16 protein-coding genes are annotated in these 26,851 nt (G+C 39.3%); all 16 read left to right on the forward strand.

Annotation, left to right across the window (positions count from 1 at the left end; all coding sequences use genetic code 11):
• Position 1: 1 nt before the first annotated feature.
• The 16 genes from CPT03_RS04420 (at position 2) to CPT03_RS04495 (ending at position 26,849) form a co-directional block, all read left to right on the forward strand.
• Complete coding sequence (locus tag CPT03_RS04420; protein ID WP_099437711.1) at positions 2–1,063, forward strand: IPT/TIG domain-containing protein; 1,062 nt, start codon at positions 2–4, stop codon at positions 1,061–1,063.
• Between the two features lie 121 nt (positions 1,064–1,184).
• Positions 1,185–1,535 (forward strand): hypothetical protein, encoded by a 351-nt coding sequence (locus CPT03_RS04425; RefSeq protein ID WP_099437712.1) that lies wholly within the window; start codon positions 1,185–1,187, stop codon positions 1,533–1,535.
• Positions 1,536–1,586: 51 nt separating this feature from the next.
• Entirely contained in the window at positions 1,587–2,339 is a 753-nt protein-coding gene (locus tag CPT03_RS04430; protein WP_099437713.1) for a porin family protein, read from the forward strand.
• A 172-nt stretch (positions 2,340–2,511) separates the two neighbouring features.
• The gene (locus CPT03_RS04435; RefSeq protein WP_245869972.1) at positions 2,512–4,185 is read left to right on the forward strand and encodes an FAD-dependent oxidoreductase; all 1,674 of its coding nucleotides are present in this window, start codon (positions 2,512–2,514) and stop codon (positions 4,183–4,185) included.
• Positions 4,186–4,253: 68 nt separating this feature from the next.
• Positions 4,254–8,333, forward strand: coding sequence for a hybrid sensor histidine kinase/response regulator transcription factor (locus CPT03_RS04440; protein WP_099437714.1), 4,080 nt, complete (start codon positions 4,254–4,256; stop codon positions 8,331–8,333).
• A 114-nt stretch (positions 8,334–8,447) separates the two neighbouring features.
• Entirely contained in the window at positions 8,448–9,326 is an 879-nt protein-coding gene (locus CPT03_RS04445) for an AraC family transcriptional regulator (RefSeq protein ID WP_099437715.1), read from the forward strand.
• A 177-nt stretch (positions 9,327–9,503) separates the two neighbouring features.
• Positions 9,504–12,641: a SusC/RagA family TonB-linked outer membrane protein gene (locus tag CPT03_RS04450; protein ID WP_099437716.1), complete on the forward strand. Its 3,138-nt coding sequence runs from the start codon at positions 9,504–9,506 to the stop codon at positions 12,639–12,641.
• Between the two features lie 11 nt (positions 12,642–12,652).
• Positions 12,653–14,197 carry a RagB/SusD family nutrient uptake outer membrane protein gene (locus CPT03_RS04455; RefSeq protein ID WP_099437717.1) on the forward strand — a complete coding sequence of 515 codons (1,545 nt, stop codon included), beginning with the start codon at positions 12,653–12,655 and terminating at the stop codon, positions 14,195–14,197.
• A 12-nt stretch (positions 14,198–14,209) separates the two neighbouring features.
• Positions 14,210–14,965 carry a hypothetical protein gene (locus tag CPT03_RS04460; protein ID WP_157766352.1) on the forward strand — a complete coding sequence of 252 codons (756 nt, stop codon included), beginning with the start codon at positions 14,210–14,212 and terminating at the stop codon, positions 14,963–14,965.
• A 10-nt stretch (positions 14,966–14,975) separates the two neighbouring features.
• The gene (locus CPT03_RS04465; RefSeq protein ID WP_099441007.1) at positions 14,976–17,429 is read left to right on the forward strand and encodes a glycoside hydrolase family 2 protein; all 2,454 of its coding nucleotides are present in this window, start codon (positions 14,976–14,978) and stop codon (positions 17,427–17,429) included.
• 9 nt (positions 17,430–17,438) lie between these two features.
• Positions 17,439–19,991 (forward strand): glycosyl hydrolase family 95 catalytic domain-containing protein, encoded by a 2,553-nt coding sequence (locus CPT03_RS04470; RefSeq protein ID WP_099441008.1) that lies wholly within the window; start codon positions 17,439–17,441, stop codon positions 19,989–19,991.
• A gap of 10 nt (positions 19,992–20,001) precedes the next feature.
• Complete coding sequence (locus tag CPT03_RS04475; RefSeq protein WP_099437719.1) at positions 20,002–22,149, forward strand: TIM-barrel domain-containing protein; 2,148 nt, start codon at positions 20,002–20,004, stop codon at positions 22,147–22,149.
• Positions 22,150–22,154: 5 nt separating this feature from the next.
• Entirely contained in the window at positions 22,155–23,318 is a 1,164-nt protein-coding gene (locus CPT03_RS04480) for an alginate lyase family protein (RefSeq protein ID WP_099437720.1), read from the forward strand.
• Between the two features lie 21 nt (positions 23,319–23,339).
• Positions 23,340–24,545: a glycoside hydrolase family 88 protein gene (locus CPT03_RS04485; protein WP_099437721.1), complete on the forward strand. Its 1,206-nt coding sequence runs from the start codon at positions 23,340–23,342 to the stop codon at positions 24,543–24,545.
• A 75-nt stretch (positions 24,546–24,620) separates the two neighbouring features.
• Entirely contained in the window at positions 24,621–25,400 is a 780-nt protein-coding gene (locus CPT03_RS04490) for a heparin lyase I family protein (protein WP_099437722.1), read from the forward strand.
• Between the two features lie 12 nt (positions 25,401–25,412).
• Complete coding sequence (locus CPT03_RS04495) at positions 25,413–26,849, forward strand: alpha-L-fucosidase (RefSeq protein ID WP_099437723.1); 1,437 nt, start codon at positions 25,413–25,415, stop codon at positions 26,847–26,849.
• The last annotated feature ends 2 nt before the right edge of the window (positions 26,850–26,851 follow it).

The raw sequence follows: 26,851 nt of genomic DNA on the forward strand, positions 1-26,851 counted from the left end.
TATGAAAACTATTAAAAATCTAAAGGTATTCCTGCTGGCATGTATGGCAGGAGCATTAACCATAGCAGGCTGCACAAAAGAAGAGCAGTCGAACAGTAAAGCGTCCAATAATCCGGTAGCAAACAAACTCGATCCTGAAAGGGCGAGCGGGAATACTGTACTTACATTAACCGGAAGCGGCCTGGGCGATATGACAAGCATTGTTTTCGAGAATGGGAACGTGCCAGCCTCTTTTAACCCAACTCTAAATACAGATAATGCATTGATATTCAGAGTTCCCGATACAGCAAATGGAGGAGCTCAAAACATCGTTTTAACTAACAGACTTGGGGTTCAGCTAAAAGTGCCATTTAATGTGGTGGCTTTGCCATTGGTAAATAGTGCTTCTAATTACAATTTTATTGAAGGCACAGAGATTACCCTTATCGGAAATAACCTGCAGGATGTAACAAGCATAGCTCTTGATGGTGCTGCAGCCGAGGCAACAATAGTGTCTCAATCCAAAAAAGAACTGGTTATTAAAATGCCCGCAACTACAGTAAACACTGCAAAACTTACACTTACAAATTCCACAGGACCAATAACCACTAGTCAGGTATTTGTGAATCTGGATAAAGCATATAAGATCTTTACAGATGATTATGGCAATGGTTTTGAAAACGGATCATGGGGGCCGGCCTCAATATCATCCGATTTTGCTAAAAGCGGAACCAAATCCTTTAAAGCAGGATATAACAAAGGAAACTGGAGTGCCGATGGTTTTGCAAACTGGAATGGTGTAGCCAGTATGCCAGAATATAACTACTTGTCGTTCTGGGTTAAAGGTGCATCGGCCGATTATACACTTTATGTAACCGGTGATGCAAGGGCAGGGGGATATGGAAACTCTGACAGAAGCGTTCCAATAACAGTACCAGCCAACGTATGGACCTATTTTAAAATCCCGATGACAACACTTGAGCTTTGGAAAAAAGGTCCGATGAAACAATTAGGTTTCTGGATAGAAGGTCCAGAGAAACAAGATGAAAGCTTTTATTTCGACGATGTTATTTTAGTGAAATAGTAGCATACCGAAATCGGGCACGATGTTATCATCGTGCCCGATTTGTTCCATCATTAATTTGCAAAATAACTATTGTATTATGCCGAAACTCTTATATTAGCCGAAGCAAGCAAACTATTAAATGGACCACCCTTATAAATCAGAACTTTTACTAAACCTAAAAGCACATTATCTTGGCCGCAACTGGCGCTCAATTACTTATTTTGATGCTAAAAGAGATGAAATCCTCTTTGTTTTACCAGAAGCCGATGATGTTAACCAGGCACTTAACGGCCTTTACGGGGTTTTGGAAACATTGCCCGAAATAGAACACCCAAAGGAACGTGTGGTAATTAGTTTTTGTTACGAAAACGGTGATTCCTATTGCTCACGCCTAATCAATCCCAACAAACAGGACGAGATCAATCTTGCTTTGATCGGCTATCGTCCCGAACGCAAAATACGCCCCGAAGAACTTCAGGAAATGGAGTAGTACTAACGGATTATATTTCATAAATTAGAGTACACACAAATAAAACACGTTATGAAATCTAATTTATGTTTTTTCATACTGCTCTTCTATGGGCTGTATGTTCAGGCTCAGGAACAGCCTGATTTTCAGAAAAAGGTAAGGTTTGGTGTTAAAACAGGCATTAACGGCTCTCTTTTTACACGCAACGTAACACCTACAGCAAACGGAAATAGAACTGATCTCAGTTATTTTAACCGCTATTTTCGAGCCTCTGCTCTTGCAGGATTAACTGTTGACGGGCAATTAACAGATCGAATTACTTTAGGTGCCGAGCTGCTCTTTAATTCAAGAGGGATGGTTTACAGAGAGAAGAATAATTATGTAATTATTGTTGATGACGATGGGCAGGAACAACAGGCTTATAATAACTTTAACTACAATATAGACTATGTGGAATTCCCAATCCTGATCAGTTACAATTTTAAACCAAGTGCATACAGGCTTTTCTTATCTACTTACGCGGGTATGGCACCGGCTATTGCTGTTAATTCAAAAACGAAATTAAGGTATCAAGATGGGTTAGACGGAGATGGTGGCAGAGGCCGAAACGAAACACTTCCTTTAAAATATGTAAATCATTTTAATAATAGCTTGCTTGTCGGTATTAAAGTAGGTGATAATACGCCTTTTAAAATTAACCTCTTTGGCGATTTTAGGCTTAGTTACATGCTTCTGCCAGTTTTTAGCCGTTCCGTATCTGATCAGGGAGATAACCTCGATGCACGAATGTTTACATGTTCTGCAAGTGTTGGTATAAGGTTCTGATTATTGAGACCTATTGTTAAGTTTAAATAGAGCTTCGGTAGGGCCTTGATAGGGTCTTTAGCCCTACCAAGGCCCTATCAAAGCTCTCTGAACGCCCTGCCAATGATCTCGCATACGGATCTTGCTATCTCAATTGATATAAAAAATGTATTTTGCTGGTCAAACCAAATAAATGTCTAACCCTATTGATAGTAAAATGAGGTATAAAACAATAATTACATCTTTTATATTAATATTTTCCATTTTTAGTCTGCAGGCTGCCAATAAAAACCCATATCAGGCAGATATTATAATTTATGGTGGAACATCGGCAGCTGTAACAGCTGCTGTAGCTGCCATTAAACTTGGTAAAACTGTTATTGTAGTTTCTCCGGATGTTCATCTTGGAGGTTTGTCATCCGGTGGATTGGGCTTTACAGATACCGGAAATAAGGAAGTAATAGGAGGTTTATCGCGCGATTTTTATCACCGTGTTTATTTACATTACCAGCAAGATACAGCCTGGAAATGGCAAAAAAAGGAAGAATATGGTAATAAAGGGCAGGGAACACCTGCAATTGATGGTAAAGATCGCACGATGTGGATATTTGAACCTCATGTTGCCGAAAAAATCATGGAAGATTTTATTAAGGAAAGCAATATTAAAGTTTATCGCAATGAATGGCTGAACCGTAAAGGTGGTGTGGAGATGAAAGACGGTAAAATTACCTCCATCACTACATTAAGTGGCAAGCAGTTTAGTGGAAAAATGTTTATTGATGCTACTTATGAAGGTGATTTAATGGCTGCGGCAAAGGTTAGCTACCACGTAGGCCGCGAAGCAAACAGTGTGTATAACGAAACCTGGAATGGTGTGCAGACAGAAGTTTTTCATCATGGTCATCATTTTAAAACAAATATAGACCCATATAAAGTTCAGGGTGATAAAAGCAGTGGCTTACTTGCCGGAATATCTGATCAGGAACCGGGAATAAAAGGAGAGGGCGACAGCAAGTTGCAAGCCTATTGTTTTAGGATGTGCCTTACCAACAAAGCCGAGAACAGGATTGTATTTCCAAAACCCGATAATTATAACCCTGCAAATTACGAACTGCTGGCAAGGGTATTTCAGAGCGGATGGAATGAATTGTTTAATAAATTCGATGACATTCCTAATCATAAAACGGATACCAATAATCATGGTCCTTTTAGTACAGATTTTATTGGTATGAATTACGATTATCCGGAGGCATCTTATGAAAAACGTAAGCAAATCATTAAACAACATGAAGATTATCAGAAAGGACTAATGTATTTCATGATAACAGATCCGCGCGTTCCAGCAGATCTGCAAAAAAGACTGCAAACATGGGGTTTATCTAAAGATGAATTTAGAGATAATGGCAACTGGCCGCACCAAATCTATGTAAGAGAAGCCAGAAGAATGGTAAGTGATTATGTACTTACGGAAAACGAAACCTTAGGCAGAAAAGAAGTGCCACAACCTATCGGGATGGGCTCTTATGCTTTAGATTCGCACAATACGCAACGATATGTAACCAGTAGGGGCTTTGTGCAGAATGAAGGTGATATAGGTGTACATGCGCCTAAGCCATATAGTATATCATACGGTTCAATAGTGCCTAAAAAAGGAGAATGTGGTAATTTGCTGGTGCCGGTTTGTGTTTCCAGTTCTCATATTGCCTATGGATCTGTAAGGATGGAGCCTGTTTTTATGATCCTCGGCGAATCGGCTGCAACTGCTGCTGTATTAGCTATAAATGATGGTGTAAATGTGCAGCAGGTGGCATACAAAAAACTGGAGGCTCAGTTGTTAAAACAAAAACAAAAGTTAAGGTTGAATTAATAATCGTATTTTTAGGGCAAATCTAGTTGTTTCGCCTTTGTTAAAAAAGGATAGGGCTAAATCCAAATATGAACCGTAATAAATTATTGTGCCGCTTAATTAACAGTGCATTATTGCTATCACTGCTTTTTTGCGGCTTAGATGCCGATGCTCAAAAGAATAACATAAACTTTAATCACCTTACGGTTGAGGATGGCCTCTCACAAAGCAGCGTGCTTTCTATTGCGCAGGATAGTATGGGGTTTATGTGGTTTGGAACTAAAGACGGGCTTAATAAATTCAATACACAAAGATTTGAAGTATTTAAGCACGACAAGAACAACAACGCTTCTTTAAGCAGTAGCCAAAATATCAATGCGCTGCTTACAGATAGAAAGGGCAACTTATGGGTAGCTACCCAGAAAGGGCTTAACCTTTACCTGCCTGAAAGCAATTCTTTTAAAAGGTTTCTGCACAACCCAAAGAATAAGAACAGCATCAGTCATAATATCATAAGGAACCTTTTTGAAGATAAAGAGGGGAATATTTGGATTGGCACAGATAACGGGTTAAACAAGCTGGTTGGCCCAGATAAATTTCAGCGTTTTTATAGTGGTAGGAATGGTCAAGGTTTGGCACATTCGTTAATTAAAGCCATTCATCAGGATCATAATGGTGTACTTTGGGTAGCCACACTTCAGGGGCTTACCAGTATGACAAAGAAAAATGGAAAATATGTTTTTCAGTCGTACTTTCACAAGCCTAACAATCCCGCAAGTTTAATTAATAATGACCTTAGCGCTGTTTTTGAAGATGCATACCATAATTTATGGATAGGTACTCATAATGACGGGCTGGAGTTAATGGATAGGGCCAACGGCACTTTTAAACACTATTCTGCTAAATCCGGACAAAGCGATGGCTTAAGCAGCAATGTAATCCGTAAAATAAAAGTAGATAAAGACGGCAGACTCTGGATTTCTACTTTAAACGGGATAGATATTTTTGATGTTAAAACAGGAAAGTTTACTGTGCTTAACCACATCCCAAATGATCCTTTAACCCTTAATCAGAACTCTACTTACGATATTCTGAAAGATGCAGCAGGCTCTATGTGGGTGGGTACTTACTATGGTGGTGTAAATGTATACCATGCCAATTCTACCCCTTTCAGAGAGTATAAAACCAATTTGGGTGGTAATGGTATCAGCAGTAATGTAATCAGTTCTATTGTTGAGGATGAACATCATAACCTATGGATTGGTACTGAGGCTGAAGGCCTGAATTATTATAACCGAACTACAGGGGTATTTAAAACCATTAAAAATGAGATAGGGAACCCTAATTCTTTAAGTTCTAATCTTGTAAAGGCCATCTCAATTGATAAAAGGGGAAGAGTTTGGGTGGCTACATACGAAGGCAATCTGGATATGTATTTGCCAGGCTCAGAAACATTTAAGCATTATAAACCAAACAGCGCCGATCCGCATGCTTTAAATTCTAACAGAATTGTTTGTTTACTGCACGACAGCAGGGGCAGATTGTGGGTTGGTACACGTGCACAGGGCGTTTTTCTTTACAATGAAACAAGGGATAATTTTACATTACTAAGCAGTCCGCTTTATAATCAGGACTTAAAATTTGTAAGAACCTTTTATGAGGATGCTGATAAAAACATATGGATTGCTACCAATTCGGGTATTTATATTGTTTCGGCGAATTCTAATCAGATTAAAAGGTTCGTGAGCAGGAGCAGCGATTTCAAATTTGATGATATCAATTTTATTAGAGAAGATTCAAAAGGCACCATTTGGATTGGGAGCTATGATTCGGGCTTAATTAAGTATGATAAAAATAAAGAGACCAGCAGGTTTTATACAATAGATGATGGTTTGCCAAGTAATAATGCGGTTGGGTTGCTTGAAGACAGAAAGGGTAATTTGTGGATAAGTACTTCTAATGGTTTATCTAAATTCGATGGTAAATTATTTAAGAGCTATACTGTTGAGGACGGTTTGCCAGGCAACGTTTTTAATTATAACTCATTTTTTAAGGACAGCAGGGATGAGATGTTTTTTGGAGGTTATAATGGCCTTGTAAGTTTCTTTCCTGATCAGATCAGAGATAACAAAAAGGTGCCCAAAGCTATATTTACAAGATTAAGGTTATTTAATAAACCCGTAAATATTAATGACAAAACAGGTCTGTTAACCCGGGATATTGGTTTAACCCGGGAGTTGACTTTTTCTTATCATCAGAATATCTTTTCCATTGATTTTGCTGTTCTAAACTATATAAAATCTGAAAAAAACAGGTATGCTTATCAGCTTAAGGGGTTCGAAAAAGAGTGGAATTATGTTACCAATCCACAGGCTACGTTTACCAATTTACCTGCAGGCCGTTATGTGCTTTTAATTAAAGGGGCAAATAATGATGGGGTGTGGACTAGTAAACCCGAAGAACTGATTATAAATGTAAAACCGCCGTTTTGGAAAACATGGTGGGCGTATCTTATTTATGTTCTCTGCATTTCGGGGCTGATATTCCTTATTCTAAGGTTTTTATGGATCAGAACATTGCTAAGGAAAGAACACGAGATTTATCAGATGAAGCTTGATTTTTTTACCAATGTATCTCATGAAATTAGAACGCCATTAACCCTTATTGTTGGGCCGTTGGAGCATCTGGTAGATGAAACAAAGGAATCGCCTGCATTAAACAGGAAGCTTCTTACTGTAAAGAAAAATGCAGGGAGGTTAACAAGATTGGTGAACGAACTTATGGATTTTAGAAAAGCTGAATCGGGTAGTATGGAGCTTAATGTGGCGCCCGGTAATATTGTGAGCTTTGCTAAGGAGATTTATATTTCATTTACTTATGTGGCACTTAAGAATCATATCGACTATCGTTTTAACTGCAATGAGGATGTTATAGAGGTATATTTTGATAGTGAACAATTAGAGAAAGTATTATTTAACCTGCTTTCTAACGCGTTTAAATTTACACCTGAGTATGGGATTGTTTGTCTGGATATTATTAAAACTGGCGACAACCATGTTGAAATAAGGGTAGCCGATAACGGAAAGGGGATTCCTGAAGAAAGCAGAAATAAGATATTTACTAATTTTTATCAGGTTAGAGACCATCGTTCAGGAACTACAGGAACAGGAATTGGCCTGGCACTGGCTGAAAAGATCACTGGTTTACATCATGGGCAATTGTCGTTAATAAATAATGAAGAGCTAAAGGACAAGGATGTTCATACTTGTTTTTGTTTGAGACTTAAGTTGGGTAAAGCGCATTTTAAAAAAGATGAGCTTATTGAACAGTATATAAGTAGTGAAAATCCAATTCTTTACCAACAGGTATCAGAAATTGAACCTGCAAAGCTTTATGAGCCGACAGAGAAAACAGAAGATGGGGTAACCGTTTTAATAGTAGAAGATAATGATGAGGTGAGAAGTTTTATAACTCAATCTTTAAAACAATCGTACCATGTAATAGAAGCTAATAATGGCGAAGCGGGTGTGAAAATGGCTATTGAGAAGATTCCTGATATTATTGTTAGTGATGTAATGATGCCGGTTATGGATGGCCTGGAGCTTTGCCGTACGCTTAAAACAGATGCACGCACCAGCCATATCCCCATTATTTTACTTACTGCACGTTCTGGTAACATCCACGAAGTAAACGGGCTTAAAACAGGAGCTGAGGCATACATTACAAAGCCTTTTAGCATTAACAGTTTACAGCTTAATATTTATAACCTGCTAACCTTGCAGGCTAATATGCGCAGAAAATTTAGTCAGCAGATAACGCTTCAGCCAACTAATATTTTAATTGAATCGGCTGATGAGGAATTCCTGAATAAAATAATGGGACTTATAGAGGCCAATTTTAACAATGAAGATTTTAGCGTAAATACACTTGCCACCGAAGTAGGAATGAGCACGCCAATTTTATATAAGAAAATTAAAGTGCTTACTGATCTTACGGTAAATAATTTTATTAAGTCTGTTCGTTTAAAGCGGGCTGCCCAATTACTAAAACAAGATGTGTATACGGTTTATGAGGTTGCCTATATGGTGGGTTTTAGTGATAGCAAATATTTTAGTAAAGAATTTGCCAAACAATTTGGGCAAACCCCCTCAGAGTACAGTTTGAATTGATTTTTATTTAGAATTTAAAAAAATCACCCTCTTTCTTTAAGATTTTAGCCCCTTTTACATTTTATTGGCGCTTACATTAGCTAAACCAAATATGTGAATTTACCGTGTATGACTATGAAAGCACAGTTACTAAAAGTACCTATGTCTCCTGCTCAATCATTTAGTGTCAGGAAGGATGTGGCTCCATCTGTTAATAACAAATGGCATTATCACCCCGAGCTTGAATTGGTTTATTTCAGTAAAGGAAAAGGAACTCAATTTATTGGCGATAATATCAGCAGGTTTAATCAGGGCGATATTGTTCTGGTTGGTCCTCAATTGCCGCACTATTGGAGATTTGATGAGGTATATTTTAAAGACAATGATCCTGCATCTAATCCGGATATAAGAGTTGTCCATTTTTCTGAGAATATGTGGGGCGATTCTTTTTTGAACTTACCTGAAAATAAGCTCTTAAAATCTGTTCTGGAGAAATCAAGAAGAGGCTTAAAGATAAAGGGCAAAAATAGGGAGCATATTGCTGATTTGATTTCTGAAATGCCCAATGCAGAGGGCATTGACAGGATGATTATTTTGATGCAAGTGCTTGCAGAAATCTCTAAATGTGAAAAATTGGAAACGTTTTCATCAATTGGTTTTCAGCACGAAATGGAGCCCCACGAGAAAGACCGCATCAATGATATCTACAATTATTCTTATGCCAATTTTAAAAACAAGATCACTTTAGAAGAAATAGCAGATGTGGCTAAGATTAGCCCCAATTCATTTTGCAGGTACTTTAAATCGCGTACAAGAAAAACCTATTCTCAATTCTTAATAGAAATTAAGGTGGGTAGAGCTTGCGAGCTGTTAATTGAACGTAGCCTTAATTTAAAACAAGTATGTTATGATTGTGGCTTTAATAACTTTGCGAGCTTTTATAAGTGTTTTAAAAAGATTACGGGAAGAAGCCCGCTGTGTTATCAAAAGGAATTTGTAGCGCATTTTGCCTGAACATTTAATAATAACCTAACAAAACCAATATAAACCTAACCAAACAGTATGAAAACGTTTAAAACTACAATTTATCATGGATGTATAGTGCCTTCATGATTCTAATCTGAGCCAGGGCAGCTGGCATCATCCCTAATATCACAAATTAAAATATTAACTCATTTTTAGAAAAGAAGTATGAATGAAATTTATACTAAGGAGTCCTGTTTGCTTAGCAAATGGAGTATCAGTAACATTAAGCACTATTGTGCACTCTTAATTTTTGCTTTTGGAATTTTATTGAACATTCCATCTTTTGCCCAGAAGGCAAGCAGCATTAAAGGATCTGTTAAAGACAACAAGGGAGCACCAATGCCGGGTGTTGGCATTAAAATTAAAGGTACGGCAACCGGTACGGTAACAAATGGCGAGGGCCTGTTTACCATTAATGTGCAGGGATCGGCCCCGGTTCTTGTATTTACCTATATCGGTTATATTACACAAGAGGTTCCGCTTGGTAATAAAACACAACTGAATGTTGTTTTGCTTGAAGATCAGAGTAGTCTTGATGAGGTTGTTGTTACAGGTTATGGTGGTGTAGCAAAAAAACGTGATCTGACCGGAGCTATATCTTCTGTAAGTTCAAAGGACATAGAAAAACGCCAACCAATTAATTTATTTGATGCTTTGCAGGGGCAGGCAGCAGGGGTTTTGATTGTAAATGATGGTGGTGGTGCTCCTGGTGCTACCGGATCCATCCAAATCCGTGGTGCATCTACTTTGAACGGAGGTAATGGGCCCTTATATGTTGTTGATGGTATTATCAACCCTGATGGTGCTAATATTAATCCGGCTGATATTGCAGGTGTTGAAGTATTGAAAGATGCAGCATCTGCCTCTATTTATGGGTCTAGAGCTGCAAATGGTGTAATCCTTATAACTACTAAAAGAGGGCAGGAAGGAAAGCCTATGGTTAACTTAACCTATAACCATGTATTTGGCAGGTTGGCGCACAGCATTCCTGTAAGTAATTCGGCAGAGGTTAGGGAATTTAGAAATATTCAGGGAAGAGGCACTGCAACAGATTCTATTAATCCTAGTTTTAACGCGGATAACAACCTTCAGGATTTACTTTTAGGGAACCTAGCTCAGAAAAAGGAAGTTAAACTGGGGGTAAGTGGTGGTCAGAAAGGACTAACTTACTATACAAGTTTGAATTATCTGGATGACAAGTCGATTATTTTAAATAGTTATGCAAAACGTCTGCAATCTCGTATAAATGTAACCTATCAGGTATCAGATAAACTTAAGTACTCAAATAACATTTCATTTGCTTGGGAAAAGGGTAACACTATACCAATTGGAACTACTGTTGGGGTGCTTGTAGATAGGCCAGCCTATTCTTTAATCTATTATCCTGATGGCTCGTTAACCAGTTACATTGGTTCAAAAAGAAATCCTATTGCTTCGGCATTATTTGAAAAAAATCTGGAAGAAGAATATTCGGGTCAATTTAATAACCAGCTTGATTACCAGTTTTACAAAGACCTTAAGTTTACAACCTTATTCAATGCAAAGCTTGATAATGTTCAGAATACATTCTTTTCACCAAGATTTATATCGGCAAATAAAGATCAGAACAGTGGGAGTAACGAACTTACAAAGAACTTTAGCTGGGAATACCAGGCTTTTTTAAATTACCAGAAAAACATACTGAAAGACCATAATGTCACAGGGCTTCTTGGTTTTAGCGCTGATAGAAGACGTTTTGATCGCAATCATACTGAATATGAAAACAGTGTGAATGAAGAGATTTTTGTAACCTTCCCTGATAACCTGGTTGCAAAGGATACTTATACTGATGCTACGGCAAATTCAACTGTGTCTCTGTTTGGACGTTTAGGGTATAATTATCTGGGGCGGTATATTTTACAAGGAACGTATCGTAGAGATGGGTCATCAAGGTTTGGACCTGAGAATCGCTGGGGTAATTTCTTTTCCGGATCAGCAGCCTGGAGATTCTCTGATGAGAAATTTATGGGATGGGCTAAATCATTTCTTGAGGATGCCAAGTTAAGATATAGTTTTGGACAGTTGGGTAACGACAAAATAGGCGATTATGAGTCGTATACTAAAGTTGGATTTAGTGGGAATTATAATGGAATCGGTGGTGCCGGTTTAAATACCACTTTTGGCAACGAATTTATTAAATGGGAAATGACTACCCAGAAAAACCTGGGACTTGATTTAAGCTTCTTTAAGGGACGATTAGGTTTTACGGCCGACTATTATGATAAAACTACCACCGATTTGCTTTATGCCAGAGAACTTGCAAAGGAGACGGGTTTTAGTAAGGTGCAAATAAATTTAGGCTCTATACAGGCTAAAGGTTTTGAATTTGTAGTGAGTGGAGTACCTGTTTTAAGTAAAAATTTTGAATGGAGTGTAAACGCTAACGTTTCGTTTGAAAGAGGTAAAGTTTTAAAACTGGCGAACGGAATTCCATTCTTTGCGGGTAACAAGTGGTATGTACAGGAGGGTAGTAAAATTGGTAATTTCTACGGATGGAAAAACCTTGGTGTTTATCAATGGGATGAATCAAATGCTTACAACCAGAACTGGGAAAAACTAACAGTTGAGCTTGAAAACGGGCAACCTAAATATGTAGATGGTAAACCAGTTTATACCCTAAACGGACAACCTTATACCGGAGAGGTTAAAAGCAAACGTGCTCCTGATGGTAAGTTAAAAGGAGGTGATTCGGAATGGGAAGAGGTTAGAGAAGATGGTATAATAGACGACGCCGATCGCCAGACTCTAGGCAATGCAACGCCCGATTTTTATATGGGGATTATCAATACATTTACCTATAAGCAATTTTCTTTAACATTTATGTTTAATGGATCGTTTGGCAGAGAAGTTTACAATACCCTTCTTGAAAAACAAAACTATCCGTCAAACACAGGTGCCGGTTCTCCAGACATGGTTTATAACTCATGGAGAAAACCTGGTGATATGGCAAAATACCCTTATTACATAGAAAAGGATAACCGTGGTAACAGAAAAACCAATCAGAACAGCTTGTATGTTGAAGATGGATCATTTATCAGGCTATCAAGTGCGAGGTTCTCTTATACCTTAAGTCCTGAATGGGCAAAAAAGGTATGGCTAAAAGGAGTTACCGCATACGTTTATGGAACAAACCTGCTTACATGGACAAATTATAGGGGATACGATCCGGAGTTTAGTACAAGCAACCCACTTACCCCAGGTGATGACGGTGGTAAATATCCAAGAAGAAGAGAACTGGGTTTTGGTTTAAATGTTAATTTTTAAAAGTAAAGGCAATGAAGAAATTAATTAATATATCCGTTTTAAGCATCCTTATTTTATTGGGAGGCTGTAAAAAGTTTTTGGATGAGAAGCCGCTTGCCCAGGTAGCTTTAGATCAGTTCTATAAGAACAAATATGATGTAGATGCAGCTATGGCGGGCATGTATTCTGAATTCCAGGTAGAAATGGTAGGCAGATCTCAGTACACTGAAAATTACCTTTTCTGGGGAGAATATCGTTCTGATAACTTCGACAGGTTTCTGATTTATACTAAAGATTATATTGATGAAATGATGTTGAATAGCTTAACACCTACGAACAGGTTTTCGGACTGGACAGGTCTTTATGCCATTATTGGTAAGGCTAATAATAATATAAAGTATATCCCAAGGGCAGCAGAGCTGGACAGCAGGATAACTCCAGAGCTTAAAGACAACTATTTGGCGCAGGCCTATGCAATGCGGGCTATCAGCTATTTTTACATTGTAAGGGTTTGGGGTGATGCCCCAATCTGGACTGAGCCTTATGAGGATTTGAAATCTCCTTCTGAACGCCCACGGGAATCAAAAGATCAAGTGCTTAATACAGTTGTTATACCTGATCTGGAAAAGGCTTATAGTTTGATTAAAAAGGGCGATAAACCAGTAGTATGGAACATAGGCGAGGGAGCCATCTGCGCTATGCTGGCCGATGCTTATATGTGGAAGAAGGATTATCCAAATGCATTAAAATGGATGACAAATCTATTCCTTGCCAAATCTCCCGCCGGTTCTGCGTATGCAGGCACAAATGAAAGCAATCTTCAATCGGCAGATACATGGAAAAGTATTTTTACCAATCCAAAAGATAGCAAAGAGACGATTTGGAGCATACACTGGGATTATACCAAAAACGGATGTGCATGCATGGAAACATCATGGACTGCAAATAACAAACAGATCATAGTAGATGAGGGTATATGGGCTTCATGGTTTCAGCCGCAAACTACTCCTGAACGTAATGCCGATATCAGACCAAGACAAACGCTAGATGTATTTACGGGTTTACCTAATAATAAAAGAGATAGGTTCATTAAATGGTACCCTACAGTGGCAAACCCTACAGCGTCAGATCCATGGCCTGCCACCAATGAGATGATACCGGTATACATTACCATGTACCGCCTGGCCGACATTTATTTATTATATGCAGAGGCATCGAACGGTAATGGTGATATGGCAACCGCTTTAAAGTACCTCAACTTTGTTAGAAAAAGAGCCGGTTTGCCTGTATACGATGCAGCCGATCCATTGGTAGCATCTAAAGTAGATATGGAAAATGCTATTCTTAATGAAAGGCAAATGGAATTGTTTGGAGAAGGAAAAAGGTGGTTTGACCTTGTGCGCACGAATCATGTAAAACAGGTTATGGACCCTATACTGAAAAGAAGACAATTGGAAGCAGGTAATCTTGAAGCACCTGGATTTATTGAGCCTGAAACCCGCGTGTACTGGCCGCTAAACAGAAATGTTTTAAACTCCAATCCTAAATTAACTCAAAACCCTGGTTACACAGACTAAAAATAAAATGTCATGAACAGAATCATATATTCATTGAAAAAGTATTCTCCATTATTGTTGTTGGCGCTAATGTTTTCCGGATGTTCTTTGTTTGACATGGAACTGCAAAAGGATTACGATTATGAGCACAAAACTCTTGACCCGCATATTAATATAACGGCAAGGCAATTCCTTGAAAACAGATCGTACGAGTCGGCCACTAATACCAAGGATACGGTATTTAAGTGGATGCGAAAAGGACTGGAGTATGCACAAATAGACCTTTCGGAATATGAAAAACAAGGGATGACCTTTATTTTTCTTCATAATGATGGTGTTAGGGTATGGGATGCCAAAGCAAAGAAAGTTACGGCAGGCCTTTGGTTTGATTATCCTATAGTAACTGGTGTTGATCCGGTAACCAATATTCCTAAAACAAGACCTGCAACCAGCTGGAGCGATTATAGTGTTGAAGATGTAAGGAATTATTTCCTGTATCTGATGGTTAAGGGTAATTATAATTTTGATAAGTTAACCCTAAGCAATACTACTGCTCAAACTTTATTGCCAGCCGGTGCAGTAGCCAGCAAAAAATCAATGCTTGGTTACCTTAATGAAGGTAAAGGGTTTGATCAGGAAGGGAAAATCAACTTTAAAATCGTTAACAATAATGATTTGGCACCTATCCAGATTAATGATAAAACTAATGACAGATCTGGGGGCTATATAGCTACCAATGCAATAGTACATGTTTTTGGAAATAAAGACAGTGTACAGCCTTTCAGATAAATACAACCTTATGAGAAAACTTATTATAATCTTTATTTGCACGATCCTTTTTAATAATTTATTTGCACAACAAAAACAACGTTTAACCGAAAATTGGGAGTATTTAAATGGCGATTTGGGAGGCGTATGGGAAGCAGTAAGGCCAGTAAAGGAAGGCAATCCGGAAAGTGTGCCCGTTTGGCAAAAAGTTAATTTGCCACACTGTTTTAATGCTACGGATGCAGTTGACCCGGATATGAATTACTATCAGGGACCTGGCTGGTACCGCACACAATTAACAATTGCCAACCCTTACCAAAAGGGCAGAACATTGCTTCACTTTGAGGGTGCCGGACAAAAAACTCAGGTTTATATTTACAACAAAAAAGTAGGTGATCATGTTGGCGGTTATGATGAGTTTACGGTTGATATTACTGATGAGGTAGAGGCTTTCAAAAAAAATGAAGCCTTTCAAAAAGAGTTTAAAGGTAAAATCCCTGTGGAAATACGCTGCGACAATTCAAGGGATCTGGAAATGATCCCTTCCAGCTTATCTGATTTTAATGTATATGGTGGTTTGTACAGGTATGTTAATCTTATTTATGCCCCGCAGTTATCTTTAGATAAAGTATTTGCCAATGCGAGTGTAGATGCAAAAGGGAATTTGGGTAAATTGACCGTATCGGCCAGATTATTAAATCCGGATGGTATCGATACCATTACAGTAAAGGTAGACCTCAAAGATCCGGAGGGGAAGGTAATTTCGAGTTGGAAAAATGAAATGAGGGCTTTTACGGGCGATAAGGTACTTTGGGATACAGTGGTTAAAAGCCCGAAACTTTGGGCGACCGAACAACCTACGCTTTATACCGTTGAAACTACTGTGAGCGCTAAAGGAGAAAGTAGCGTTCATCAGGAAAAGATTGGTTTCAGGAATTTTGAATTTGTTAAGAAGGGACCTTTTATGCTCAATGGCAAAAGGTTGCTGTTAAGGGGGACTCACAGGCACGAGGACCATGCCGGAGTTGCGCAGGCAATGACGGAGGACATGATAAAGCAGGAAATGCTGATGATGAAGGAAATGGGGGTAAACTTTATTCGCCTGGGCCACTATCAGCAATCAAGAATAGTGCTTGATCTCTGCGACAGCTTAGGGATATTAGTATGGGAAGAGATTCCATGGTGCAGGGGCGGTTTAGGTGGTGATACTTATAAAGCTCAGGCACGCAGAATGCTTACCAATATGATTGAGCAGCATTACAATCATGCTTCAATAATCATCTGGGGGCTTGGTAATGAAAACGACTGGCCGGGTGATTTTGCTGAGTTTGACAAGGACAAGATCAGGGCTTTTATGAAGGAGTTAAATGACCTTTCGCACAAGCTGGATCCATCTAGAAAAACGGCCATCAGAAGATGCGATTTTTGTAAAGACATTGTAGATGTTTATTCGCCTTCTATATGGGCAGGCTGGTACCGGGGCATCTATACGGAGTATAAAGAAGCTTCTAAAAAAGAATTTGAAAGCGTTGATCGGTTTTTGCATGTAGAGTGGGGTGGTGATAGTCATGCTGGTCGCCACTCTGAGAGTCCTGATAAAGCTTTAAGCTTGATTAAAACAGGTGTAGGAGCAGATGAAAGAGAAGGTGATGCCTCATTATATGGAGGTAGTGCAAGGGTGTCTAAGGATGGAGATTGGAGTGAAAGCTATATTGTGAACCTGATAGACTGGCATTTAAAAGAGCAGGAATCTATGACATGGCTAACCGGTACGGCATACTGGCCGTTTAAAGATTTTTCAACTCCAATTCGCCCTGATAATCCTGTTCCTTATGTAAATCAAAAAGGGGTAGTTGAAAGAGACTTTACAAAAAAGGAATCTTATTATGTTTTTCAGGCATATTGGACAAAAACACCTATGGCACATATTTACGGACATTCGTGGCCGGTAAGATGGGGAGATGCAGGAGAGGAAAAGATGGTTAAAGTATATTCTAACTGTGACGAAGCTGAGCTTTTTGTAAATGGAATAAGTGTGGGTAAGAAAAAGCGAAACCTTAAGAGTTTTCCGGCAATAGGTTTAAGATGGATGGTAAAACTAAATGAAGGAACCAATAACTTTAAAGTAGTGGCTACTAAAGACGACAAAACGGTAACGGACGAGATCAGCCAGCAATATCAAACTGCAAAATGGGCTAAACCGGCAAAAATGATATTGGAGAAACTAAAAGAAAAAGAAGGGATTGCTACTATTCAGGTGAAACTGATGGATGATAAAGGTATCTTGTGTTTGGATGCTGCAAGTTATATCACCTTTGGTTTAACAGGAGAGGGAAGTTTGATCGATAATCAGGGAACTTCCAGCGGATCAAGAAAGGTGCAGTTAAGCAATGGGCATGCAGTGATTAATGTAAACCTACATGGCGGAAAAAGTGTTGTCAGTGTTAAAGCTGTTGGAATACCTTCTGCTTTTATAGAACTTTAAATGAGTGTAATGAAATTGAAGCAGGCCTTATTATCTGGTGCTATTTTACTGAGTTTTGGTGCAGAGGCCCAAACAAATAACCTTAAATTGTGGTATAATAAACCGGCAAAGGCCTGGGAGGAAGCGCTGCCACTGGGGAATGGTAAAACAGGGGCAATGGTTTACGGTCGAGTAAACCGGGAGCGGATTCAGTTGAACGACAATACGCTTTGGTCTGGTTTTCCGGACGATGGTAATAACACCAAGGGTCCGCAGGTTTTACCTCAGGTTCGTAAGGCAATTTTTGAAGGAGATTATGATCAAGCAGCCGTACTCTGGAAAAAGATGCAGGGACCATATTCTGCCAGGTACCTGCCGTTAGGTGAGCTTTATATACTTGATAATCGCAGGGATAGTATTGCAACTTGGTACAAAAGAGAACTGGATATTAATACGGCGGTTTCTGCTGTAAATTATACCATTGATGGAGTAACTTATAAAAGAGAGGTTTTTACCAGCTATCCGGATAAAGCCTTGCTGGTTAGGATAAGCTCCAGCAAACCGGGTACTATAAGCTTTAAAGCAGGCTTAGAAAGTAAGCTGCGGTTTAATATTAATGGTATGGGCCAGAATGGCCTTGTACTTACAGGGAAAGCCCCAAAGTACGTAGCTAACAGAGCCTACGATCCGAAACAAATTGAATATGATGAGCAATCGGGAGAGGGGATGAATTTCGAGATTCGTATTAAAGTAAAAAATGAAGGTGGTACCGTGAAAATTAATAACCAGCAGGTAGAGGTAGCTAATGCAAATGCGGTAACAATATACCTTTCTGAGGCAACCAGTTTTAATGGTTTTGATAAATCCCCCGGTTTAGATGGCAAAGATCCTTCAGTTGAAGCTAAATCAAATCTGGAAAAGGTTTATGCAAAAACATATAAAGCTTTAAAAGCTAATCATATTGCTGATTATCAGCATCTGTTTCAAAGGGTAGGGTTTGAGCTAAAAGCCAATCCTGTGGCAGAGCAGCAAGCTACGGATGAACGTTTGCTTCAATATGTAAAGAATAAAAATGACCAGGGTTTACAAACATTATATTATCAGTTTGGCAGGTATTTAATGATTGCAGCGTCCAGACCAGGCTCACGACCTTCGAATTTACAGGGAATCTGGAATGATATGGTACAACCGCCGTGGGGCAGTAATTACACTACAAATATTAATACAGAGATGAATTACTGGCTGGCAGAAAACACAAACCTTTCTGAATGTCATGAGCCATTGTTTAATTTTATGCAGGAACTGGCAGTAAATGGAGCCAAAACAGCCAAAGTTAATTATGGTATAAACAAGGGTTGGGTAGCGCATCACAATTCCGACCTTTGGGCTAAAAGTTCCCCTCCAGGTGGTTATGATACAGACCCAAAGGGGATGCCCAGGTGGTCTGCATGGCCAATGAGCGGCGCCTGGTTTAGCACTCATTTATATGAGCATTATCAGTTTACTGGCGATAAGGTTTTCTTAAAAAAGACTGCATACCCATTAATGAAAGGGGCTGCTGAGTTTATGCTGCAATGGCTGATTAAAGATCCCAATAGTAATTATTTAATTACCTGCCCATCTACTTCTCCGGAAAATACTGTTAAAATAAAAGGAAAAGAATATCAACTGTCTATGGCTTCAACGATGGATATGTCTATTCTGCGACAGCTTTTTACAGATATTATTGCTTCTTCGGAAGCCTTAAATGAAGATGCAGATTTTAGGGTAGAACTGATCGCTGCTCGTGAAAAACTATATCCATTCCATATTGGTCAATATGGTCAGTTACAGGAATGGTTTCAGGATTGGGATGATCCAAAAGATACTCACCGTCATGTCTCTCATTTGTTTAGTTTATATCCTGGAAATCAAATCTCTGTATTTGAAACTCCAGAACTGGCAAGCGCTGCAAAACAATCTTTGATATACAGGGGCGATGTAAGCACAGGATGGTCTATGGCCTGGAAAATTAACTGGTGGGCCAGGTTACAGGATGGTAATCATGCTTATAAAATACTGGAAGATGCATTTGCATATATAGACCCTACCAAAGAAAAGGCACAAATGAGCGGAGGAGGAACTTACCCCAATCTGTTTGATGCCCACCCTCCATTTCAGATTGATGGAAACTTTGGTGCCACCGCTGGGATCACCGAAATGCTTTTACAAAGTCAGGATGGGATGCTGAACCTATTGCCGGCATTGCCCGATGCCTGGAAAGAAGGGAGTATAAAAGGGATAAGAGCAAGGGGTAATTTTATTGTAAATTTAGACTGGAAGAACGGAAAGCTTACACAAGCATTAATAAAATCAGAAATTGGGGGTAATTGCTGGTTAAGGACAATACAAAAAGTGATGGTCGTAGGTGTTGATGCAAGGCCTGTAAATGGCTCAAATCCAAATTCGTTGACACAGTTGCCGTACAAACCGCAATATAAAAATAATGCAAAATCTGCTTTGCAATCTGTTCCCGTACAGCAGGGCTACGTAGTAGACTTTAAAACAGAAAAAGGGAAAACCTATAAAATTATTACCCTCTAAAATTGCCTTGATGAACAAAATATTTAAATACCCGATATATCTGTTGCTCTTGCTTTTAACTACTGATTTAGCTGCGCAGGATATTAAATGGGAAGCCGTAGCTCCCGGTGTATGGAAAGGAACAGTTGGCAAACCAGAAGCCTATAACCTGTTAATCGCTTCGGGTGCTACCCCATCTGTTGATAGACTAAAAAATATGGGCGATGCACCATTCCCTTTTGAAAAAAGTGAAATCACCGGAAAGTTATCAGATGGTAAAACCTATCTGCGATTTCCATTAGATAAAAAAGAACAGCTGTATGGCTTTGGGTTAAACTTCCAAACGGTACATCAGCGAGGTAAAATCCTAGAGCTTCATGTAGATCATTATGGAGGTAAAGACAACGGACGTACGCATGCGCCAACACCATTTTATGTTTCATCTAATGGATATGGTGTTTTTGTAAATTCTGCACGTTATTTAAAAGTTTTCGCAGGGTCGTCTGTTAAAAGAGATGGTACAAATGTGCCAGAAGCAAAAGACCGAAATACAGATAAAAGCTGGCCGGCCCGCCCTTATTCTGATGGGGTGGAGATTCTTGTTCCCGCAGAAGGAGTAGAGTTTTACGTATTTGCTGGCCCGAAACCATTAGATGCCGTGCGCAGGTATAACCTGCTTAATGGAGGCGGGGTGCTGCCTCCGCGCTGGGGTTTAGGTTTTACGCAACGTGTTAAAACCCTGTTCACTTCTAAAGATGTAGAAGACGAGGCTAAAGCATTTCAGGATAAAGGTTTTCCACTGGATTTTATAGGGCTGGAGCCAGGATGGCAGAGCAGGTCTTACCCATGCACATTTGAGTGGGATACCAGCCGTTATCCTGAGCCTGCTGCTTTTGTGAAAGATATGCTTGGTAAGGGCATCAGACTTAATTTGTGGACTAATCCCTATGTTTCGCCTCAGGCATCGATTTATAAGGATATTAAGCCCTTTACTGCCGATCATACCGTTTGGGTAGGTGCAGTTCCTGATCTGACTATGCCTGAGGCCCGCGATATTTTCTTTGGGCAACTTAAAAAGAGCCAGGTTGACATTGGCATAAGCGGATATAAATTTGATGAGGTAGATGGTTATGATCATTATCTCTGGCCTGATGTAACCATATTTCCGTCGGGTAAAAGTGCAGAGCAGTTGCGCCAAACTTATGGTCTGCTTATTCAGCGTTACAGTGCTGCCTTATATCATGAACGTAATCAACGTACTTACGGATTGGTAAGGGCTTCTAATGGTGGCGGGAGTTCATTACCTTATGTGATTTACAATGACTATTATAATCATGAAGATTTTATTACCGCTTTAATAAACAGCAGTTTTGCAGGAGTACTGTGGACTCCTGAAGCAAGAGTATCTAAAACTGCAGAGGAATGGCTGCGCCGTATGCAATCAGTAGTTTTCTCGCCAATGGCCATGATCAATGCATGGTCCAGCGGTACAAAGCCCTGGTCGTATCCTGAAGTAGAACAGCAGGTAAAAGACATGGCACTGTTACGCATGCAAATGATGCCTTACTGGTATAGTGAATTTGCGAAGTATCACTTTCAGGGAATTCCTCCTTTTAGGGCAATGAACCTTGAGGAAGGATATCAGGCTGATGTTAAAAAAGAAGTTAAAAGCACCAATCTTGAAGATAACCCATATGTAGAAGCTTTGAGTAAAGAAGTTAAAGATCAGTACATGGCGGGCGAGTATCTGTTAGTCGCACCTATGTTTACCGGAAAGCAAACCCGTACAGTAATACTTCCCAAAGGCAAATGGTTCGATTTCTATACCGGTAAATATGCAGGTGACGGAGAGGTAATTACTGTAACACCAGGACTAGATAAAATACCTGTTTATGTAAAAGACGGTGGTGTTATCCCAATGGGGCCTGCGTTAATGCATGCACCTAAGCCTAACGAAAAGGTAAATCTGGAAATCAGATACTATGGCAGCAAGCCAGCTAAATACCAGCTTTATGACGATGATGGTGAGACTTTTAATTATGAAAAGGGAGCGTATAGTTTTAGAGAGATCAATATTTCTAAAACAACTGATGGTAAACTGAAAACCAGTATTTCGAAAGCTGAAAACGGAAAGCCGAATACCATTAATAAGGTAACTTTTAAAGCAATGACGAATTAAGAATAATGATCAGAAAATACATGTTTACTTTTTTTGCGGCCATAGTGGTAATGATGGCACAGCAATCCTGCTCTTCCCTTAAAAAAGCTCCTGTTAATGCATTAAAAAAGCAGGTCATGGAGCAGGCTGATTGGGCGATGCAACAGCAACCTGTTACCGTTACAGCCGAAACATCGTTGAGAAGTGCTGGAGGTAAGCATGATTTTTATTCGGAAGGCGACTACTGGTGGCCTGATCCTAAAGATTCCAATGCACCTTATATCCAAAAAGATGGAATGACCAATCCGGATAATTTTGTAGCTCATAGGTTAGCGATGATCAGGTTCAGTAAGATCATTGGTGCCCTGGCATCTGCTTACAAGATAACCGGAGATGAGAAATATGTAAAACAGGCAATGGATCATTTAGAAGCCTGGTTTATTAACCCTGCTACTTTAATGAATGCAAACCTGCAATATGCACAGGCAATTAAGGGCAGGTTTACAGGTCGGGGAATAGGAATAATAGATACCATCCAGCTAATGGAGGTTGCACAGGGCATTATTGTAATGGAGCGGGTATTAGATCCAAAAATATTATCCGGATCAAGGAAATGGTTTACGGAATACCTTGGCTGGTTAATGAGCCACCCTTATGGAAAAGCCGAAATGAATGCACAGAATAATCATGGAACCTGTTTTACCATGCAGGTAGCATCATTTGCAAAGCTAACGGGTGATGAGAAGCTGCTTAATTTCTGTCGTGAAAGATATAAAACAGTGTTGCTGCCAGATCAAATGGCAGTTGATGGGAGTTTTCCAAGGGAATTGTCGAGAACAAAACCATACGGTTATTCTATTTTTAATTTAGATGCGATGACCACACTTTGTCAGATACTTTCAACTAAAACCGATAATCTATGGGAGTATAAAACAGCTGACGGTAAGTCTATTGAGAAAGGTATTGGCTATCTATATCCTTTTTTGGCCGATAAGAGCAAATGGACTTTAAAGCCTGATGTGATGTATTGGGAAAACTGGCCTGTGGCACAACCTGCACTGATATTCGGTGCACAGGCATTTCATAAAACAGAATGGTTAAATACCTGGCTAAAGCTGGAACATGATCCTAAAGTAGAAGAAGTAATCAGAAATCTGCCTGTAAGAAACCCATTAATATGGCTCAATTAAACTTTAAAGCACTGACCAAATATGAATAAATATCTTTCTGCAGCACTTATTTTATCTGCTTTTCAGTTCCCGTCCTTTGCACAAAATGTCAATGTAAAAAAGGCATTTGAGCATGCAACACAACAATCAGAGCTGATGCTTAAAGAGGTAGACCTTGCAAAAGCAGCATCGGGTAAACCGGAGCTTGTTTCGCCCAGAACCTTAGATCATGGTAATTTAAAACTGGTAGCCTCTAAAGACTGGACAAGTGGTTTTTTTCCGGGTGAACTATGGTTTTTATACGAATACACAGGTAAGGAAAACTGGTTAGTACAGGCAAAGAAATTCTCAGCCGATATAGAAAAGGAAAAGTTAAATGGTGTAACCCACGATATGGGTTTTAAGGTATACTGCAGTATAGGTATGGGTTACAGGATTACCAAAGATCCGCATTATAAAGAAGTACTCATCGAATCTGCGCAGACATTAAGTAAAAGATTCAATCCTAAAACAGGAGTAATCAGATCATGGGACCATAGCACAGATAAGTGGATAAATCCGGTAATTATAGACAATATGATGAATCTGGAATTGCTTTTTGAAGCCACTAAGCTTACTGGCGATTCATCATTCTATAAAATTGCGGTAAGTCATGCCAATACAACTATGAAAAATCATTTCCGTTCTGATTATAGTTCATATCACGTAATTGATTATGATCCAAATACAGGAGTGGTTTTAAAAAAGAATACCCATCAGGGATATAGTCATGAGTCGGCCTGGGCAAGAGGTCAGGCATGGGCGCTGTACGGTTATACCATGTGTTATCGCTATACTAAAGATCCTGCATATTTAAATCAGGCTGAGCATGTTGCTGCCTTTATTCTAAATCATAAAAACATGCCAAAAGACCTGGTGCCTTACTGGGATTTTGATGCACCGGAGATACCTAATGAGCCTCGGGATGCTTCTGCTGCTGCAGTTATTGCATCTGGTCTTTATGAGCTAAGCGGATATAGCAGTAACAAGAAGTTATATAAAAGTAAAGCCGACCTGATGATGCAGAGTTTAAGTACAAAATATATATCCCCAAAAAGCGAAAACAGGGGCTTTATTTTGCTTCACAGTACAGGTTCCAAACCCTCAAATAGCGAAGTAGATGTGCCGCTTTCTTATGCAGATTATTATTATCTGGAAGCACTCTTAAGATGTAATGCATTAAATAAACAAGCTAATAAGGTTGAATAACAGGCTAACAGCAGAGAGTATTAACTAACTATTGATGATTAATTTAGAGATAAATCATAACCTAAACCTTAAACCATGAAAAAGACTAAATTAATTGCTGTTGCACTGATTTGTGTATACGCCTTTCTATTGAGCTGTAAAAAAGAAACAAGTGTAAACACAAGTAAAAAAGAACTTTCATCTTCAACATTTAATGCACCGGTGCAAATTATGTCCGTCCTGTTTAATGGAGATGCTGCAAACGGATCAGCTAATGTTTGGAAGGACATTAATATTGAGGGTGCCGGAACCGTAACGACTGTAAATGATGAAACAGGGACGTTAACCTGGAAATTTTTAAAACCTGCAGATAGTCATCGTACCGAGGGGCACGGTGCTAAAAACTATGAAGCGGCTGATGGCGATGTGATCTATATTGGCTGGACAAGTAAGATCTATATGCCTGTTGCGCTAAAAACAGAAGCGTTGTTTCAATGGAAATCTTACCCAACAGCAGGCTCTTTACAAAACCATCCTCTGATGCTCCGGACGAAATCAGGAAACCTTGAACTGCAACATTTCGATGACAACCATGTGGCAACAGTTCCGTGGTCTACACCACTTTCTGTAAGTACATGGCTTAAATTCGTAATTTGTATGAAAGTGTCTCGTAACCCTTCAGTCGGCTATATCGAATTTTGGTACAATGGTGTAAAACAAACCCTTTCGAATGGTAGTCAGCGTTTGTATTGCAGAACATTAGATGTCGATTACTGTGATCCAAAATGGGGTGTTTATGGTGGAGATGCCTCACAAGTAACTCACTTTGTAAAAAAAATAAGAATTGCATCTACCTATGCAGATGCAGCACAATAAAACAAATATAACATGCGTAAAATACTATTCTTAATACCATTGGCGCTTCTTTTTCTGTTTCAGACAGGCTATAGTCAAAAACAGATGTCTAAAGATGAACGGATGAAATGGTGGCGGGAGGCTAAGTTCGGGATGTTCATTCACTGGGGAGTTTATGCCCAATTTGCAGGTGTTTATAAAGGGCATGAGCAGCGTAGGGGTGGTGCCGAATGGATTATGAATCGTTCTAAAATCCCTGTTGCCGAATATCAGGAAATGGCCAAAAGTTTTAATCCTGTAAAATATGATCCGGATGCATGGGTAAAGATGGCTAAAGATGCAGGTATGAAATATATTATTATTACCGCTAAACATCATGACGGCTTTGCCTTATTTAACTCAAAAGCCAGCAAATGGGATATAGCCGATGCTACTCCATATGGCAAAGATCTGTTAAAACCCCTAGCCGAAGCTTGTAAAAAGCAGGGTATTAAACTGGGCTTTTATTATTCGCAGGCACAGGACTGGAATAATCCTGGTGGGTCGGCAGCAAGAAAAGTAATGAACGAGGGGTGGTTAAATCCCGACTCGGCAAAAATTGATGCTTACACAGCTGCACATCATGGCCATTGGGACCCTGCACAGGAAACCAAATCTTTTGACCAATATATTGATGATGTGGCGGTACCTCAGGTTAAAGAGCTGATGACCAATTATGGTGATATTGCTGTACTTTGGTGGGATACCCCTACAAATATGACAGATGAAGCGGCGTTAAAATTACAGGCTGCACTAAAAACACAGCCTCAGATAATTACCAACGACCGTTTAAAGCGTCCGAACTTTCCAGGAGATACAAAAACTCCGGAACAAAAAATACCAAACCAGGCTGAATTGGATGGAATGGACTGGGAAACCTGTATGACAATGAATGGGACCTGGGGCTTTAGAACATCAGATCAGAAATGGAAATCGAGCGAAACTCTTATTAGAAATCTTGTGGATATAGCTTCAAAAGGTGGGAACTACCTGTTGAACATAGGGCCTAAACCCGATGGAACATTCCCTCAGGAAAGTATTGACAGGCTAAAGGCAATAGAAAAGTGGATGAAGGTAAACAGCGAGGCCATTTATAGCACCAAGTCAAGTCCGCTAAATCCATTGTTGTGGGGGCGTTGCACAAAAAAGCAAACGAGTAATGGTACTACCCTTTATTTTACGGTGTTCGACTGGCCTGCTGATCAAAAAATAAGTATTCCGAATATCACAAACAAAGTGGTCTCTGCTACTTTACTGGCTACAAAAACGAAGCTTAAAACAAATACATCAAACAATGATCTGGAAATTAGTTTGCCATCAAAGGCCCCCGATGCTGTTGCCAGTGTAATTAAAGTAGAGTTTAAAGGAATCATAGAAAATCAGGTTCATGACATTCCTAAAAAAGAAATGAAAACCGGTGCTTTAGATTAAAG

The organism is Pedobacter ginsengisoli (genome assembly GCF_002736205.1).
GTDB classification, from domain to species: domain Bacteria; phylum Bacteroidota; class Bacteroidia; order Sphingobacteriales; family Sphingobacteriaceae; genus Pedobacter; species Pedobacter ginsengisoli_A.

Excerpts from the sequence above, each read along its gene's own strand:
- CPT03_RS04420 (WP_099437711.1), top strand. The coding sequence starts at position 2 with ATGAAAACTATTAAAAATCTAAAGGTATTCCTGCTGGCATGTATGGCA.
- CPT03_RS04425 (WP_099437712.1), top strand. The coding sequence starts at position 1,185 with ATGGACCACCCTTATAAATCAGAACTTTTACTAAACCTAAAAGCACAT.
- CPT03_RS04430 (WP_099437713.1), top strand. The coding sequence starts at position 1,587 with ATGAAATCTAATTTATGTTTTTTCATACTGCTCTTCTATGGGCTGTAT.
- CPT03_RS04435 (WP_245869972.1), top strand. The coding sequence starts at position 2,512 with ATGTCTAACCCTATTGATAGTAAAATGAGGTATAAAACAATAATTACA.
- CPT03_RS04440 (WP_099437714.1), top strand. The coding sequence starts at position 4,254 with ATGAACCGTAATAAATTATTGTGCCGCTTAATTAACAGTGCATTATTG.
- CPT03_RS04445 (WP_099437715.1), top strand. The coding sequence starts at position 8,448 with ATGAAAGCACAGTTACTAAAAGTACCTATGTCTCCTGCTCAATCATTT.
- CPT03_RS04450 (WP_099437716.1), top strand. The coding sequence starts at position 9,504 with ATGAATGAAATTTATACTAAGGAGTCCTGTTTGCTTAGCAAATGGAGT.
- CPT03_RS04455 (WP_099437717.1), top strand. The coding sequence starts at position 12,653 with ATGAAGAAATTAATTAATATATCCGTTTTAAGCATCCTTATTTTATTG.
- CPT03_RS04460 (WP_157766352.1), top strand. The coding sequence starts at position 14,210 with ATGAACAGAATCATATATTCATTGAAAAAGTATTCTCCATTATTGTTG.
- CPT03_RS04465 (WP_099441007.1), top strand. The coding sequence starts at position 14,976 with ATGAGAAAACTTATTATAATCTTTATTTGCACGATCCTTTTTAATAAT.
- CPT03_RS04470 (WP_099441008.1), top strand. The coding sequence starts at position 17,439 with ATGAAATTGAAGCAGGCCTTATTATCTGGTGCTATTTTACTGAGTTTT.
- CPT03_RS04475 (WP_099437719.1), top strand. The coding sequence starts at position 20,002 with ATGAACAAAATATTTAAATACCCGATATATCTGTTGCTCTTGCTTTTA.
- CPT03_RS04480 (WP_099437720.1), top strand. The coding sequence starts at position 22,155 with ATGATCAGAAAATACATGTTTACTTTTTTTGCGGCCATAGTGGTAATG.
- CPT03_RS04485 (WP_099437721.1), top strand. The coding sequence starts at position 23,340 with ATGAATAAATATCTTTCTGCAGCACTTATTTTATCTGCTTTTCAGTTC.
- CPT03_RS04490 (WP_099437722.1), top strand. The coding sequence starts at position 24,621 with ATGAAAAAGACTAAATTAATTGCTGTTGCACTGATTTGTGTATACGCC.
- CPT03_RS04495 (WP_099437723.1), top strand. The coding sequence starts at position 25,413 with ATGCGTAAAATACTATTCTTAATACCATTGGCGCTTCTTTTTCTGTTT.